Origin of the sequence: Mycobacterium sp. 050128, assembly GCF_036409155.1 — a bacterium.
In the GTDB taxonomy this organism is placed as follows: Bacteria; Actinomycetota; Actinomycetes; order Mycobacteriales; family Mycobacteriaceae; genus Mycobacterium.
This window is the reverse complement of record NZ_JAZGLW010000005.1, coordinates 215,890-230,893: the sequence shown is the minus strand read 5'-3', so window position 1 is coordinate 230,893 and position 15,004 is coordinate 215,890. Positions and strand designations below refer to the sequence as shown.

Annotated in this window: 13 protein-coding genes and 2 tRNA genes; 6 read left to right on the top strand and 9 right to left on the bottom strand. The window is 66.1% G+C overall.

The window, feature by feature from the left end; translation table 11 throughout:
* The first annotated feature begins 65 nt into the window (after nt 1-65).
* The 3 genes from cofC (at nt 66) to SKC41_RS27325 (ending at nt 3,988) form a co-directional block, all read left to right on the top strand.
* Nucleotides 66-716, top strand: coding sequence for a 2-phospho-L-lactate guanylyltransferase (gene cofC / locus SKC41_RS27335; RefSeq protein WP_330980821.1), 651 nt, complete (start codon nt 66-68; stop codon nt 714-716).
* 80 nt (nt 717-796) lie between these two features.
* Nucleotides 797-2,968 (top strand): RNA degradosome polyphosphate kinase, encoded by a 2,172-nt coding sequence (locus tag SKC41_RS27330; RefSeq protein ID WP_330980820.1) that lies wholly within the window; start codon nt 797-799, stop codon nt 2,966-2,968.
* Between the two features lie 72 nt (nt 2,969-3,040).
* On the top strand, nt 3,041-3,988 hold the full coding sequence (locus tag SKC41_RS27325; protein ID WP_330980860.1) for an NUDIX hydrolase: 948 nt from the start codon (nt 3,041-3,043) through the stop codon (nt 3,986-3,988).
* Between the two features lie 67 nt (nt 3,989-4,055).
* On the opposite strand, the gene SKC41_RS27320 is transcribed toward SKC41_RS27325, so the two are convergent.
* The 3 genes from SKC41_RS27320 to leuC form a co-directional block, all read right to left on the bottom strand.
* Complete coding sequence (locus SKC41_RS27320) at nt 4,056-4,679, bottom strand: HU family DNA-binding protein (RefSeq protein ID WP_330980819.1); 624 nt, start codon at nt 4,677-4,679, stop codon at nt 4,056-4,058.
* Between the two features lie 214 nt (nt 4,680-4,893).
* The gene (gene leuD, locus SKC41_RS27315) at nt 4,894-5,490 is read right to left on the bottom strand and encodes a 3-isopropylmalate dehydratase small subunit (protein WP_330980818.1); all 597 of its coding nucleotides are present in this window, start codon (nt 5,488-5,490) and stop codon (nt 4,894-4,896) included.
* 20 nt (nt 5,491-5,510) lie between these two features.
* Nucleotides 5,511-6,959 carry a 3-isopropylmalate dehydratase large subunit gene (gene leuC, locus SKC41_RS27310; RefSeq protein WP_330980817.1) on the bottom strand — a complete coding sequence of 483 codons (1,449 nt, stop codon included), beginning with the start codon at nt 6,957-6,959 and terminating at the stop codon, nt 5,511-5,513.
* A gap of 86 nt (nt 6,960-7,045) precedes the next feature.
* Here leuC and SKC41_RS27305 point away from each other — a divergent pair, with 86 nt between their 5' ends.
* Complete coding sequence (locus SKC41_RS27305; RefSeq protein WP_330980816.1) at nt 7,046-7,747, top strand: IclR family transcriptional regulator; 702 nt, start codon at nt 7,046-7,048, stop codon at nt 7,745-7,747.
* A 42-nt stretch (nt 7,748-7,789) separates the two neighbouring features.
* Nucleotides 7,790-8,302, top strand: a complete 513-nt coding sequence (locus SKC41_RS27300) for a pyridoxamine 5'-phosphate oxidase family protein (RefSeq protein ID WP_330980815.1) — start codon at nt 7,790-7,792, stop codon at nt 8,300-8,302.
* 5 nt (nt 8,303-8,307) lie between these two features.
* Here the strand turns inward: SKC41_RS27300 and SKC41_RS27295 are convergent.
* The 4 genes from SKC41_RS27295 to SKC41_RS27280 all read right to left on the bottom strand — a co-directional run bounded on the left by SKC41_RS27295 (nt 8,308) and on the right by SKC41_RS27280 (nt 10,926).
* Nucleotides 8,308-8,380: transfer RNA gene (locus SKC41_RS27295), tRNA-Glu, on the bottom strand.
* Nucleotides 8,381-8,464: 84 nt separating this feature from the next.
* Nucleotides 8,465-8,536, bottom strand: a tRNA-Gln gene (locus SKC41_RS27290).
* Between the two features lie 126 nt (nt 8,537-8,662).
* Complete coding sequence (gltX, locus tag SKC41_RS27285; protein WP_330980814.1) at nt 8,663-10,129, bottom strand: glutamate--tRNA ligase; 1,467 nt, start codon at nt 10,127-10,129, stop codon at nt 8,663-8,665.
* Complete coding sequence (locus SKC41_RS27280; protein WP_330980813.1) at nt 10,126-10,926, bottom strand: fumarylacetoacetate hydrolase family protein; 801 nt, start codon at nt 10,924-10,926, stop codon at nt 10,126-10,128. Before SKC41_RS27280 ends, gltX begins: the two co-directional genes overlap by 4 nt.
* Nucleotides 10,927-11,164: 238 nt before the next feature.
* On the opposite strand from SKC41_RS27280, the gene SKC41_RS27275 reads away from it, so the two are divergent.
* Nucleotides 11,165-12,481: an MFS transporter gene (locus SKC41_RS27275; RefSeq protein ID WP_330980812.1), complete on the top strand. Its 1,317-nt coding sequence runs from the start codon at nt 11,165-11,167 to the stop codon at nt 12,479-12,481.
* Here SKC41_RS27275 and SKC41_RS27270 read toward each other — a convergent pair.
* Both SKC41_RS27270 and serA read right to left on the bottom strand, forming a co-directional pair.
* Entirely contained in the window at nt 12,381-13,391 is a 1,011-nt protein-coding gene (locus tag SKC41_RS27270; protein ID WP_330980811.1) for a 3-isopropylmalate dehydrogenase, read from the bottom strand. The genes SKC41_RS27275 and SKC41_RS27270 overlap by 101 nt on opposite strands.
* Nucleotides 13,388-14,974: a phosphoglycerate dehydrogenase gene (serA, locus tag SKC41_RS27265; RefSeq protein WP_330980810.1), complete on the bottom strand. Its 1,587-nt coding sequence runs from the start codon at nt 14,972-14,974 to the stop codon at nt 13,388-13,390. The genes SKC41_RS27270 and serA overlap by 4 nt, the downstream gene beginning before the upstream one ends.
* Nucleotides 14,975-15,004: the final 30 nt, after the last annotated feature.

The window sequence follows — 15,004 nt, the reverse complement described above, 5'->3', positions numbered from 1 at the left end:
CGAGCCGCCGTCACCATGATGGCTCGCGACCGGCGCGACAACCCGCGCTGGCAGGATTGACTTCCATGAGCGGCACACGGGGTGACGGCGCCGGCGATGTCGCGTTGATCATCGCCGTGAAGCGGTTGGAAGCCGCCAAGACCAGGCTGGCTCCGGTGTTCTCGGCGCCGACCCGCCAGACCGTGGTGCTGGCGATGTTGGTCGACACCGTGACGGCGGCGGCCGGCGTCGCCGCCGTCGGCTCGATCACGGTCATCACCCCCGACGAGGCCGCGGCGGCCGCAGCGGTACGGCTCGGGGCGCAGGTGATCGCCGACCCGACGCCCGAGGGCCACCACGATCCGCTGAACCAGGCGATCGCCACCGCCGAACGCTCAGTCGCCGAGTCGTTCGCCAATGTTGTTGCGCTGCAAGGTGATTTGCCCGCGTTACAGACTCAGGAGCTGGCCGAGGCGATCGCCGCGGCTCGTGCGCACCAGCGCAGCTTCGTCGCCGATCGGCTGGCTACCGGCACCGCGGCGTTGTGCGCGTTCGGCACCGCGCTCGATCCACACTTCGGGTCGGATTCGGCCGCGCGGCACCGTCGTTCGGGTGCGATCGAGCTGACGGGCGCGTGGCCCGGCCTGCGCTGTGACGTCGACACCCCCGCCGATTTGGTCGTCGCCCGACGGCTCGGCGTTGGCGGGGCAACCGCCCGCGCTATCGGCCACGCCTGAGGGCGTAGCAAACCTGTCCGGGGGATGAACGGCGCGCCAACGGCGGATGGATCTCTACCGAGCGCTAGCAGCACCACCCGGTGATGAGCAATGATTCCATCGTGACCGAAATCGAAGCTGAAGCACGGCTTGACGAAACTGTGTGGCAACCCGGCGACAGCGCCCTGGGAGCACCCCCTGCTACTACCCACGCGGCGATCGATGATGCGCTGCCGGAGGACCGGTACCTCAACCGTGAACTGAGCTGGCTGGACTTCAACGCGCGGGTGCTGGCATTGGCAGCCGACACCTCGCTGCCGCTGTTGGAGCGGGCCAAATTCCTGGCGATCTTCGCGTCCAACCTCGACGAGTTCTACATGGTCCGGGTCGCGGGCCTCAAGCGTCGCGACGAGATGGGGTTGTCGGTCCGCTCGGCCGACGGCCTGACACCGCGTGAGCAATTGGCGCGCATCGGCGAGCAGACGCAGCGGATCGCGACCCGGCATGCGCGCGAGTTCCTCGACTCGGTGCGCCCGGCGCTCGCGCAAGAAGGCATTTATATCGTCACGTGGGCCGATTTGGATCAGGCTGAGCGCGACGAACTGTCGACCTATTTCACCGAGCAGGTCTTCCCGGTCCTGACCCCGCTCGCCGTCGACCCGGCGCACCCGTTCCCGTTCGTGAGCGGCCTGAGCCTGAACCTGGCCGTCACGGTCAAGGACGACGGTGGCCAGCACTTCGCCCGAGTCAAGGTGCCCGACAACGTCGATCGCTTCGTCGAACTCAGCGGCGAGGAGGGCAACGCCGTCGTTCGCTACCTGCCGACGGAAGAGCTGATCGCGGCGTTCCTCCCGGAGCTGTTCCCCGGCATGGAAATCGTCGAGCACCACGCGTTCCGCATTACCCGCAACGCCGACTATGAGGTTGAAGAGGACCGCGACGAAGACCTATTGCAGGCGCTGGAACGAGAATTGGCGCGCCGGCGGTTCGGCTCGCCGGTGCGACTCGAGATCGCCGACGACATGACCGAGAGCATGTTGGAGCTGCTGCTGCGCGAACTCGACGTAAATCCCAGCGATGTCATCGAAGTTCCCGGGCTGCTGGACCTCTCGTCGCTGTGGCAGATCTACGGCATCGACCGGCCGGCGCTCAAGGACTGGACCTTCGTTCCGGCCACCAGTCCAGCGTTCGCCGACAAGGAAACACCCAAGAGCATCTTCGCAACGCTGCGCGAAGGCGATGTGCTGCTTCACCATCCGTATGAGTCGTTCTCCACGAGCGTGCAGCGATTCATCGAGCAGGCCGCCGCCGACCCCAACGTGCTGGCGATCAAGCAAACGCTGTACCGCACCTCCGGTGACTCGCCGATCGTTCGGGCGCTGATCCAAGCCGCCGAGGCCGGAAAGCAAGTCGTGGCAATGGTGGAGATCAAGGCACGCTTCGACGAGCAGGCCAACATCCGCTGGGCACGCACCCTTGAGCAATCGGGCGTGCACGTCGTCTACGGCTACGTCGGGCTCAAGACGCACTGCAAGACCTGCCTGGTGGTGCGCCGCGAAGGTTCAACCATTCGGCGCTACTGCCACATTGGGACCGGCAACTACAACGGAAAGACCGCGCGGCTCTACGAGGACGTCGGTCTGCTCACGGCGTCTCCCGAGATCGGAGCCGACCTGACCGACTTGTTCAATTCGCTGACCGGCTACTCGCGCAAGGTTTCCTACCGCAATCTCTTGGTTGCCCCGCACAGCATTCGGAAGGGCATCATCGAACGCGTCGATCTCGAGATCGCGGCGCACCGCGAACACGGCGGCGGCCGGATCCGGATGAAGATGAACGCTCTGGTCGACGAGCAGGTGATCGACGCGTTGTATCGCGCGTCGCGGGCCGGTGTGCAAGTCGAGGTGGTGGTGCGCGGAATCTGCGCGCTGCGCCCGCGCACGCAAGGCTTCTCGGAGAACATCTCCGTGCGCTCGATCCTCGGCCGGTACCTGGAGCACTCGCGGATCATGCATTTCAATCGCATCAACGAGTTCTGGATCGGCAGCGCCGACATGATGCACCGCAATCTCGACCGTCGCGTCGAGGCGCTGGTTCAGGTCAAGGACCCGAAGCTCACCTCCTATCTGAACGACTTGTTCGACTCGGCACTGGACCCGTCCACGCGGTGCTGGGAACTCGAGTCCGACGGGCAGTGGATCGCGTCGCCACGGGAAGGTCACTCCGTGCGCGACCACCAGGAGTCGCTGATGGAGCGGCACCGGGGCGCCTAACGCCCATGTGGTAATTTTCCAGGCCACCCAATGGCCGGCGTGGCGCTGGCCGAATTGACCTGCAGGAGTGTGGTGTCGGACCAGAACTCGTCAGGCGGTCGGCGTTCAGGAAAGCGGATCGTCTACGCCGCGGGCGCGGTGCTGTGGCGACACAGCAGTGCTGATTCGGACAACCCCGAGCTCGAGATCGCTCTCATCCACCGTCCCCGCTACGACGACTGGTCGTTGCCCAAGGGCAAAGTGGACCCCGGCGAAACGGCACCCGTGGCCGCGGTACGCGAAGTACTGGAGGAGACCGGGCACCACGCCGTCCTGGGCCGGCGGCTGGCCAAGGTGAGCTATCCGATCGACGCGGGTGTCAAAAAGGTGTACTACTGGGCGGCGCGCAGCACTGGTGGCAAATTCGTACCGGGCAAAGAGGTCGACGAATTGATCTGGTTGCCCGTCGACGCCGCGATGAAGAAGCTCGACTACGCCCAGGACCGAAACGTGTTGCGGCGCTTTACAAAACAACCTGCAGACACACGTACCCTGTTGGTGGTGCGGCACGGCACCGCAGGCCGGAAGTCACGCTTTTCCGGAGACGACACCGAGCGACCGTTGGACAAAAGAGGACGTGCGCAAGCCGAGGCGTTGGTCGCCCAGCTGATGGCGTTCGGCGCCACCGACGTGTATGCCGCCGATCGGGTGCGCTGCCACCAGACGGTTGAACCACTCGCCGAGGAACTGGGTGTGAGCATCGAGAGCGAGTCCACGCTCACCGAAGAGGCTTACGCCAAGAGTCCCAAACGGGGCCGGCACCGGATGCTGCGCATCGCCGAACACGAGGGCACACCGGTGATCTGTACGCAGGGCAAGGTAATTCCGGACCTGATCACGTGGTGGTGCGAACGCGACGGAGTGGATCCGGACAAGTCACGCAATCACAAAGGCAGCACCTGGGTGCTGTCGCTGTCCAACGGCCGTCTGGTGGCGGCCGACCACATCGGCGGCGCGCTGGCCGCCAACGTTCGGGCCTGACACACGAAATACCCTTCGGGGGCAGCAATGCCGCCCCGAAGGGTATTCGCGTTTGAACTCGGTTGACTTACTTGCGACCGCGCTTGGCGGCGGCCTTCTTGGCCGGAGCCTTCTTCGCGACCTTCTTGGCCGGGGCCTTGGTTGCGGCCTTGCGCACCGGAGCCTTGGTCGCGGCCTTCTTGACCGGAGCCTTGGTCGCGGCCTTCTTGACCGGGGCCTTGGTAGCGGCCTTCTTGACCGGAGCCTTGGTCACGGCCTTCTTAGCCGGCGCCTTGGTAGCGGCCTTCTTGGCGGGAGCCTTGGTCGCGGCCTTCTTCACCGCAGCCTTCTTGGCGGGAGCCTTCTTGGCAACCTTCTTGGCTGCTCCTGCGACAACACCACGTTTCACGGCCGGTCCTTCCGACGGGAGGCGCTGTGCGCCAGCAACAACCGCTTTGAATTGAGCACCCGGGCGGAACGCGGGGACGGACGTCGGCTTTACCTTCACCGTCTCACCGGTACGCGGGTTGCGGGCGACACGCGCTGCGCGGCGCCGTTGTTCGAACACACCGAACCCGGTGATGGTCACGCTGTCGCCCTTGTGCACCGCACGCACAATGGTGTCGACAACATTCTCGACGGCGGCGGTCGCCTGCCGACGGTCCGAGCCCAATTTCTGTGTGAGCACATCTATGAGCTCTGCTTTGTTCATCCAAAACCCTCCGAAGCCAGTGGTCCCATTTTGGGAACCGACTAGCGAACACGGTAAACCCTCACCCAGCAAATTGCCAAGCGCCACGCGCAATTTCACGGCTATACGACAGGAAATTCCGGAATCTGCTTGCCGCCCTTGGTCGGTGACGCAGGCGAATAATAAGCCTTGCTTCCTAAGGCGATCGGGGTGAATTCACACCCCGATCAACCGTTCACGGGGCGGGTAGCGTGCGCGGTTTCCAGTCCGGACGGGCCGATTCAAAAGATTCGATCTGGTCGAGTTTCTGCAGCGTAAGGCCTATATCGTCGAGTCCTTCGAGCAGTCGCCACGCGGTGTGGTCGTCAATCTTGAACGGCAACACCGTCGTTCCCGCGGTGATATTTCGATCTTGAAGATTGGCAGTGATTTCCAGTCCTGGACTCTGCTCGATCAGCTTCCAAAGCAGTTCGACACCGTCTTGGCTGACTTCGGCCGCCAGCAGCCCCGCCTTGCCCGCGTTGCCCCGAAAAATGTCACCGAATCGAGATGAGATGACTACCCGGAACCCGTAGTCCATCAACGCCCACACCGCGTGCTCGCGCGATGATCCGGTCCCGAAGTCGGGTCCGGCAACCAAGACCGAACCTCGGTCAAATGGACTGAGGTTGAGCACGAATGACGGATCCGAGCGCCACGTCGCGAACAAGCCGTCGTCGAAACCGGTTCGGGTGACGCGCTTCAAATAGACCGCGGGAATGATCTGGTCGGTGTCGACATTGGAGCGCCGCAGCGGCACGCCAATCCCGGTGTGGGTGTGAAAGGCTTCCATCTTCGTCCTCGATTTCGTTTTCAGTTCAAGTCGGCCGGGGTAGACAATGTGCCGCGGACCGCGGTTGCCGCCGCGACGGCCGGCGATACCAAATGCGTACGGCCGCCTTTGCCCTGCCGCCCTTCGAAGTTGCGGTTGGACGTCGCGGCGCAACGCTCGCCGGGCGCAAGCTGATCGGGGTTCATGCCCAGGCACATCGAACAGCCGGCCTGCCGCCATTCCGCGCCGGCGGCGGTGAATACCTCACCGAGGCCTTCGGCTTCGGCTTGCGCGCGCACCCGCATCGAGCCCGGCACCACCAGCATTCGCACGCCCTGGGCCACCGTGCGACCGCGCAGCACGTCGGCCACCACCCGCAGATCTTCGATACGACCGTTGGTACAGGACCCGACGAACACCGCATCGACGGCGATCTCGCGCATCGGCATGCCCGGCCGAAGGTCCATATACGCCAACGCTTTCTCGGCGGCCTGCCGCTCGTCGTCGTTGGTCATCAATTCGGGGTCCGGCACCGCCGCACTCAACGGCACGCCCTGGCCCGGATTGGTGCCCCAGGTGACGAACGGGGTCAACGACTCCGCGTCCAGATAGACCTCGGTGTCGAAGACGGCACCGTCGTCCGTGCGAAGCTGTCGCCAATAGTGCAGCGCGGCGTCCCACTGCGCACCGGTCGGCGCGTGCGGGCGCCCCCGCAGGAATTCGTAGGTGGTCTCGTCCGGTGCCACCATTCCGGCCCGCGCTCCGGCTTCGATACTCATGTTGCAGACCGTCATCCGGCCTTCCATGGACAGCGATTCGATCGCGCTGCCCCGGTATTCGATGACATGGCCTTGCCCACCGCCGGTGCCGATCTTGGCGATCAGCGCGAGGATGATGTCCTTGGCCGTAACACCGGGCTGTAATTCACCGTCGACGTTGACCGCCATTGTTTTGAAGGGGCGCAACGGCAATGTCTGGGTGGCCAGCACATGCTCGACCTCCGAGGTGCCGATGCCCATCGCCAACGCGCCAAATGCTCCATGGGTGGACGTGTGACTGTCCCCACAGACAATCGTCATTCCCGGTTGGGTCAGCCCCAATTGGGGTCCGACGACATGCACGATGCCCTGGTCGATGTCGCCCATCGGATGCAACCGCACACCGAATTCGGCGCAGTTGCGCCGCAATGTCTCGACCTGAGTGCGCGATACCGGGTCGGCGATCGGCTTGTCGATGTCGACGGTCGGCACGTTGTGGTCCTCGGTGGCCAGCGTCAGATCTGGCCGATGCACTGGGCGGCCGGCCAGACGCAGGCCGTCAAACGCCTGCGGGCTGGTGACCTCGTGCACCAAATGCAGGTCGATGTAAATCAAGTCGGGTGCGCCGGCCCCCTCACCTGTCGAGCCCGTCGAGCCGGATACCACAACGTGGTCGTCCCAAACCTTTTCGGCCAGGGTGCGCGGCTTACCGCCGGGTGCGGTGGTTCCCATTGTGAAATTCGCCTCTATTCGCCTCATTCGCGGCTCGCCGTCAACTTGGGCTGTGCTCTCATAATGCGAGACGCTAGTATCTCTTTATGAGACAGCATAGCGGTATCGGCGTTCTGGATAAAGCCGTGGATGTGCTGCAAACGGTCGCGGAATCTCCCTGCGGGTTAGCCGAACTGTGCGAGCGAACCGGATTTCCGCGGGCCACCACCTACCGGCTGGCCGCCGCGCTGGAGGTACATCGCCTGCTGGCGCGTGACGACGAAGGGCGCTGGCAGCTGGGTCCCGCGCTGAGCGAACTCGCCGCGCACGTCAACGACCCGTTGCTGGCGGCCGGTGCCGCGGTACTGGCCCAATTGCGCGAGACCACCGGCGAAAGCGTGCAGCTGTACCGACGCGAGGGCACGTCGCGGGTTTGTGTGGCCGCCCTGGAACCGTCTGCGGGCCTTCGCGATACGGTTCCGGTCGGCGCGCGGCTGCCGATGACGGCGGGCTCGGGGGCCAAAGTCTTGCTGGCACACAGCGATGTCGCCACTCAACAAGCGGTGCTGCCGGCGGCGAAGTTCACCGACCGGACGCTGGCGGAAGTACGCCGGCGCGGTTGGGCGCAAAGCGTTGCGGAGCGCGAGCCGGGAGTCGCGAGCGTCTCGGCGCCGGTGCGCGACGGTCGCGGCGTGGTCGTCGCCGCCATCTCGGTGTCGGGGCCCATCGACCGCATCGGCCGGCGCCCAGGGGCGCGCTGGGCCGCCGACCTTCTCTCGGCCGCCGACGCCATCGCTCGCCGTCTGTAAGGCGCCGGTGCAGATCGAAATCCGACCTGCAACACTGACGCGATGGGAACCAATCAGCGCGCGAGCATCGTCATGTCGGAGGACGAGATCGCTGACTTCGTCGTCAAGAGCCGCACCGGAACGATGGCCACCATCGGACGCGACGGCCAGCCGCACCTGACCGCCATGTGGTACGCCGTCGTCGACGGCGAGATCTGGATCGAGACCAAGGCCAAGTCGCAGAAGGCGGTCAACCTGACGCGGGACCCGCGGGTGACGTTTTTGATCGAGGACGGCGACACCTACGACACGCTGCGCGGGGTGTCCTTCGAAGGCGTGGCGGAGATCGTCGACGATCCGGACGTCGCGCACCGGGTCGGCGTCAGCGTGTGGGAGCGCTACACCGGCCCCTACACCGACGAGATGAAGCCGTTCGTCGAGCAGATGATGAACAAGCGCGTCTGCGTGCGCATCGTCGCGCGGCGCGCGCGCTCGTGGGATCACCGCAAACTGGGATTGCCGCCGATGCCGGTGGGTGGTTCCACCGCACCGGCCGCGCTGGGGACCGGCCAGTAAATATGTAGCCCCGATGGGATTCGAACCCACGCTACCGCCGTGAGAGGGCGGCGTCCTAGGCCGCTAGACGACGGGGCCAGAACCGATCCGAGCTGCCAGCATAGCTCACCCGACGGGGGCCACCTAATCACTCGGCATCTGCTTACAGCCCGACGGATTTCGCTGGGGTACCAGGACTCGAACCTAGAATGGCTGAACCAGAATCAGCTGTGTTGCCAATTACACCATACCCCATTGGCTGCCTAAAACCGCTGTTCAGAGCGGTTTCCCGTACTTCTTCAACGGCTGTCACCAGCCTGGGAGTCCGCCGCCGCCAGCCGTTGTCGGCCTTTGCAAACCGCAGTGCAGACTACCAAAGATTTAGACCGCCTCTTGCCGCGCCGCCCCCAGCCGCCCCAGGCTCCGGTCACGACCGAGCAGCTGCAGCGACTCGAACAGCGGCGGGCTGATCGTCGTCCCGGTCGCGGCGACCCGGATCGGGCCGAACGCCTTGCGCGGTTTGAGCGCCAGCCCGTCGATCAGCGCGGTCTTGAGCGCCTCCTCGATCGCGGCCACGGTCCAGTCCGTCACTCCCTGCAGCGCCGTCAGCGCGGCGTCCAGCACCGCGCCCGCATCCGGACCCAGCTCCTTGGCGGCGGCCTTGGGGTCGATCGCGTATTCGTCGTCGTTGAGAAACTTCAGCAAGTCCCACGCGTCGCCGAGCACCACGATGCGGGTTTGCACCAGCTCGGCCGCGAAGGCGAATTCCGCCTCGTCGAGCCCCAGGCGGTGACCGTGCACGGCGAAGTAGTCACGCAGCCTGCCGGTGAAGTCGGCCACGTCGAGCATCCGGATATGTTCGGCGTTGAGCGCGTCGGCCTTCTTCTGATCGAAGCGGGCCGGGTTGGAGTTGACGTCGACGACGTCGAACGCGGCCACCATTTCGTCGAGGCTGAACAGGTCGTGATCGTCGGCGATCGCCCAGCCCAGCAGCGCAAGGTAATTCAGCAGTCCCTCGGGGATGAAGCCGCGGTCGCGGTGGGCGAAGAGATTGGACTGCGGGTCACGCTTGGACAGCTTTTTCGTGCCCTCCCCCAATACCGTTGGCAGGTGCGCGAATTCCGGGACGCGTTCGGCAACCCCGATCCGGATCAACGCCTGGTGCAACGCCAGCTGACGCGGCGTCGACGGCAGCAGGTCCTCGCCGCGCAGCACATGGGTGATCTTCATCAGCGCGTCGTCGCACGGGTTGACCAAGGTATATAAGGGATCTCCGCTGGCGCGGGTCAGTGCGAAATCGGGCACCGAGCCCGCCGCGAAGGTGGTGGGCCCGCGCACCAGGTCATCCCACGCGAGGTCTTTGTCGGGCATGCGCAGCCGCACCACCGGCTTACGGCCCTCGGCCAGATACGCCGCGCGCTGCTCCGCGGTCAGCTCGCGGTCGTAGTTGTCGTAGCCCAGTTTGGGATTGCGACCGGCGGCGACATGTCTGGCTTCGACCTCCTCGGGCGTCGAAAACGCATGGTAGGCCTCACCCGCGGCGAGCAGCTTGTCCACCACCTCGCGGTAGATGTCACTGCGCTGCGACTGCCGGTACGGGGCGTGGGGTCCACCGACCTCGGGCCCCTCGTCCCAATCCAGCCCGAGCCAACGCAACGCGTCGAGCAGCGCCAGATAGCTTTCCTCGCTGTCGCGCTCGGCGTCGGTGTCCTCGATGCGAAAGACGAAGGTGCCGCCGGTGTGCCGGGCGTAGGCCCAGTTGAACAACGCGGTGCGGACCATCCCGACGTGCGGGATGCCGGTGGGCGACGGGCAGAAGCGAACCCGGACAGTCCCCGGCGCGGTCACGACTTTCCTTTGCGGACCACGGGATTGGACAAGGTGCCGATGCCCTCGATGGAAACGGCCACGGTGTCGCCGTCGTCGATGGGGCCGACGCCGGCCGGCGTCCCGGTGAGGATGAGGTCACCGGGCAGCAGGGTCATCACCGCAGAGATCCATTCCACGATGGCGCCGACGTCGTGAATCATCAGCGAGGTGCGACTGTCCTGCTTGACTTGGCCGTTGACCTCGGTGCGCAACGCGAGGTCGGCCGGGTCGACATCGGTGACGACCCAGGGACCCACCGGGCAGAAGGTGTCGTGACCCTTGGCGCGAGTCCACTGACCGTCGGCCTGCTGCTGATCGCGCGCCGACACGTCATTGGCGATTGTGTAGCCCAAGATGTTGTCGGCGGCCTGGGCGGCGGGCACGTCCTTGCACGGCCGGCCGATGACCACAGCCAGCTCCCCTTCGAAGTGCACGGGTGATGCGTTGGCGGGCAAGCGAATCGGCACGTTCGGTCCGATGATGGAGGTGTTGGGCTTGAGGAAGATGATCGGATCGGCCGCGGCCGGGCCCGTTGCGAAGCTTGCCATTTCGGCGATGTGGTCGGTGTAGTTCTTGCCGACGCACACCACCTTGCCGGCCAGCATCGGTGCCAGCAGCCGGACGTCGGCGACCGGCCATGAGCGGCCGGTGAACGTCGGGGTGCCGAACGGGTGCTCGGCGATCTCACGGGCAGTCATCGCGCTGGGATCCTCCAGCGGACCCTCGATGCTGACGAAGGAGACACCATCCGGACTGGCGATTCGACCTAGGCGCATTCACCAAAGCCTAGTGACGGTCGCGAGCGCGGCGAAGCCGGGCGCTGCGGGCCGTCACCATAGTGCCCAGTGACGGTCGCGAGCGCGGCGAAGCCGGGCGCTGCGGGCCGTCACCATAGTGCCTAGTGACGGTCGCGAGCGCGGCGAAGCCGGGCGTGACGGGCCGTCACCATAGTGCCCAGTGACGGTCGCGAGCGCGGCGAAGCCGGGCGTGACGATGCATATGCCACGATGAGGAATGCCCACGGACCCGGAAGTCACGGGCCAACGCAGCGACGTCAAACGCTGGCGAATCCTCATCATCGCGCTGTGGGCAACGGCGAGTTCGTTCCTGTTCGTCAACGGCGTTGCGTTCTTGATCCCCGAACTCGAGGCCGACCGCGGAATTCCGCTGACCCAGGCCAGTCTGTTGTCATCGATGCCCAGCTGGGGCATGGTCACGACGTTGATCGGGTGGGGCTATGTGCTCGACCGCGTCGGCGAGCGGGTGGTGCTGACGTTGGGCTCGGCGCTCACCGCGGCAGCGGCTTATGCCGCCGCGTCGGCCCACGCGCTCGTCGTGGTCGGCGCCTACCTGTTTCTGGGCGGCATGGCGGCAGCCAGTTGTAACGCCGCCGGGGGCCGGCTGGTGTCGGCGTGGTTCCCGGCGCACCAGCGCGGCCTGGCGATGGGCATCCGCCAGACCGCCGCGCCATTGGGTATTGCCGCGGGCGCACTGGTGATGCCCGAGCTAGCCCAACACGGCCTGCAGGGCGGGCTGATGTTTCCGGCGATCGCCTGCTCGGCAGCCGCCGTAACCAGCGCGATCGGGATCGTCGACCCGCCGCGCAAACACCGCAAAGTCGCTACCCCGCAAGAATTGGCCAGCCCGTACCGGGAGTCACTGACGCTGTGGCGAATCCACGCGGTGGCCGGCCTGCTGATGATGCCGCAGACCGTGACCGTGACGTTCATGCTGGTGTGGTTGATGAGGCACCATGGCTGGACCGTCGCCGAAGCCGGCGGTGTGATTACCCTCTCGCAGGTCCTTGGGGCGCTGGGCCGCGTCGCGGTCGGCCGGTGGTCGGACCGGGTGGGCTCCAGGATGCGCCCGGTGCGCATCATCGCCGTCGCCGCGACGTTGAGCTTGTTGCTGCTCACGCTCGCCGACGACGGCGACTGGGGTTTCGAAGTGCCGGTGATGATCGTCGTCTCGGTGATCGCGGTGCTCGACAACGGATTGGAGGCAACGGCGATCACCGAATTCGCCGGGCCCTTCTGGAGCGGACGGGCGCTGGGAATCCAGAACACCACCCAGCGCCTGATCGCGGCCGCGGGCGCCCCGCTGTTCGGTGTGCTGATCGAGGCGGCCAAATATCCAACCGCCTGGGCATTGTGCGGGTTGTTTCCTTTGGCGGCAATACCGTTGGTGCCGGCCAAGCTGTTGCCGCCGGGCCTGGAATCCAGGGCAGCAGCTACAGCGCGGCTGCGATCCGCTCGCCGACTTCGGCGGTGGAGCGCCGTTCGTCCCCCCGAGATGCCAGATACGTCTCGACCGCTCGGTCCACCCGACTAGCGGCTTCGGCCTCACCAAGGTGGGCAAGCAGCAATCCGACCGACACGATGGCGGCGGTCGGATCGGCGATACCCTTGCCGGCGATGTCGGGCGCGCTGCCGTGCACCGGTTCGAACATCGACGGGTTGGTCCGGGTGGCATCGATATTTCCACTGGCGGCCAAGCCAATTCCGCCCGTCACCGCGGCGGCCAGATCGGTGATGATGTCACCGAACAGGTTGTCGGTGACGATCACGTCGAAGCGTCCGGGGTCGGTGACCAGGAAGATGGTGGCGGCATCGACGTGTTGATAGGCCACCTCGACGTCGGGATAGTCCGCACCGACCTCGGCGAAGACGCGCGACCACAGTTTCCCGGCGAAGGTCAGCACATTGTTCTTGTGCACCAACGTCAGATGCTTGCGGCGCTGCCGGGCGCGCTCGAACGCATCGGCCACGACGCGACGCACCCCGAACGCGGTGTTGACGCTGACCTCGGTGGCCACCTCGTGGACGGTTCCGGCCCGGATCGCGCCACCGTTGCCGGTGTAGGGACCCTCGGTCCCCTCGCGCACCACGACGAAATCGATGTCGGGGTTTCCCGCGAGCGGGCCACTCACGCCTTTGTAAAGCCGGGCCGGACGCAAGTTGACGTGATGGTCTAGCTCAAAGCGCAAGCGCAACAACAACCCTCGCTCCAGCACGCCGCTGGGCACCGACGGGTCACCGATCGCCCCGAGCAGGATCGCGTCGTGCTGGCGCAGCTCGGCGAGCGCCGATTCCGGCAGCAGTTCGCCGGTGGCGTGGAAACGCCGTGCGCCCAGGTCGTATTCGGTCTTCTGGACGCCCGGATAGACCGCATCAAGGATCTTGACCGCCTCGGCGACTACCTCCGGCCCGATCCCGTCGCCGCCGATGATCGCCAATTTCACGACAGATCAACCACTTCCAGCTTGTTGGCGCCGACCGCCTGCGAGATCGCCGAGCGCACGTCGGCGGGCACGTCCTGGTCGAGCCGCAGCAGGATCGTCGCGCTCGGACCCTCGGCGTCCTCGGAGAGCTGGGCGGCTTGGATGTTCACCCCGGCCGCACCCAGCAGGGTACCTATCTTGCCCAGCGCTCCGGGCTGATCGATGTAGTTGATCACCAGGTTCTTGCCCTGAGCGCGCAGGTCGAAGTTGCGGCCGTTGATCTGAACGACCTTCTCGACCAACTGCGGACCCGACAGCGTGCCGGCGACGTTGACGCTCGAGCCGTCGTGGGCGACGGCGCGCACGTCCAGCACGCTGCGATGGTTGGGACTCTCGGTGGCCGTGCTGATTTCGGCGGTCACGCCGCGCTCGGCAGCCAACGCCGGCGCGTTGACGAACGTGACCGGGTCCTCGATGATCGCCGAGAACAGACCGCGCAGGACCGAAAGCTTCAGCACCTCAACGTCTTCGGCCGCCAGCTCGCCGCGGACCTGAACCGACAGCGACGCCGGCAGGCCATCGGCCAGCGCGGCGGCCAGCACCCCGAGCTTGCGCGCCAGGTCCAGCCAGGGCGCCACCTCCTCGTTGACCACGCCGCCGCCGACGTTGACCGCGTCGGGCACGAACTCCCCCGCCAGCGCCAGCCGCACGCTTTCGGCGACATCCGTGCCGGCCCGGTCCTGCGCCTCGGTGGTGGACGCGCCCAGGTGCGGCGTCACCACCACCTGCGGCAGCTCGAACAGCGGGCTGTCGGTGCACGGCTCCTTGGAGTACACGTCGAGCCCGGCCGCACGCACATGTCCGCTGGTGATCGCCTCGGCCAGCGCGGCCTCGTCCACCAGGCCGCCGCGCGCGGCATTGACGATGATGACGCCGGGCTTGGTCTTGGCCAGCGCCTCCTTGTCGATCAGACCCGCCGTCTCGGCGGTCTTGGGCAGGTGCACCGAGATGAAGTCGGCACGGGCCAACAGGTCATCGAGGGAAAGCAATTCGATGCCGAGCTGCGCCGCACGGGCCGGCGAGACGTACGGGTCGTAGGCCACGATGTGGGTGCCGAACGCGGCGATCCGCTGGGCCACCAGCTGGCCGATCCGCCCCAGCCCCACCACTCCGACGGTCTTGCCGAAAATCTCGGTGCCGTTGAAGGACGACCGCTTCCAGGCGTGTTCGCGCAGCGACGCGTCGGCCGCCGGGATCTGCCGGGCCGCCGACAGCAACAGCGCCAGCGCATGCTCGGCGGCGCTGTGGATGTTCGACGTCGGGGCGTTGACCACCAGGACGCCGCGCGCGGTGGCCGCGTCGACGTCGACGTTGTCCAGACCCACCCCGGCGCGGGCGACGATCTTGAGTTTGGGGGCGGCCGCGAGTACATCGGCGTCGACGGTGGTCGCGGAACGCACCAGCAGCGCGTCGGCCTCGGGCACCGCTGCCAGCAGCTTCTCCCGATCCGGACCGTCTACCCAGCGCACCTCGACCTGGTCGCCCAGGGCGGCGACAGTTGATTGAGCGAGTTTGTCGGCGATTAACACAACAGGCAAGTTCACCCGATCAGGTTATAGGCCGGCGTCTGGGCT

Coding starts and splice junctions, on each gene's coding strand:
- SKC41_RS27300 (WP_330980815.1), top strand. CDS start 7,790: ATGGGAACCAATCAGCGCGCGAGCATCGTCATGTCGGAGGACGAGATC.
- SKC41_RS27275 (WP_330980812.1), top strand. CDS start 11,165: ATGCCCACGGACCCGGAAGTCACGGGCCAACGCAGCGACGTCAAACGC.
- SKC41_RS27280 (WP_330980813.1), bottom strand. CDS start 10,926: ATGCGCCTAGGTCGAATCGCCAGTCCGGATGGTGTCTCCTTCGTCAGC.
- SKC41_RS27305 (WP_330980816.1), top strand. CDS start 7,046: ATGAGACAGCATAGCGGTATCGGCGTTCTGGATAAAGCCGTGGATGTG.
- cofC (WP_330980821.1), top strand. CDS start 66: ATGAGCGGCACACGGGGTGACGGCGCCGGCGATGTCGCGTTGATCATC.
- leuC (WP_330980817.1), bottom strand. CDS start 6,959: ATGGGAACCACCGCACCCGGCGGTAAGCCGCGCACCCTGGCCGAAAAG.
- SKC41_RS27320 (WP_330980819.1), bottom strand. CDS start 4,679: ATGAACAAAGCAGAGCTCATAGATGTGCTCACACAGAAATTGGGCTCG.
- leuD (WP_330980818.1), bottom strand. CDS start 5,490: ATGGAAGCCTTTCACACCCACACCGGGATTGGCGTGCCGCTGCGGCGC.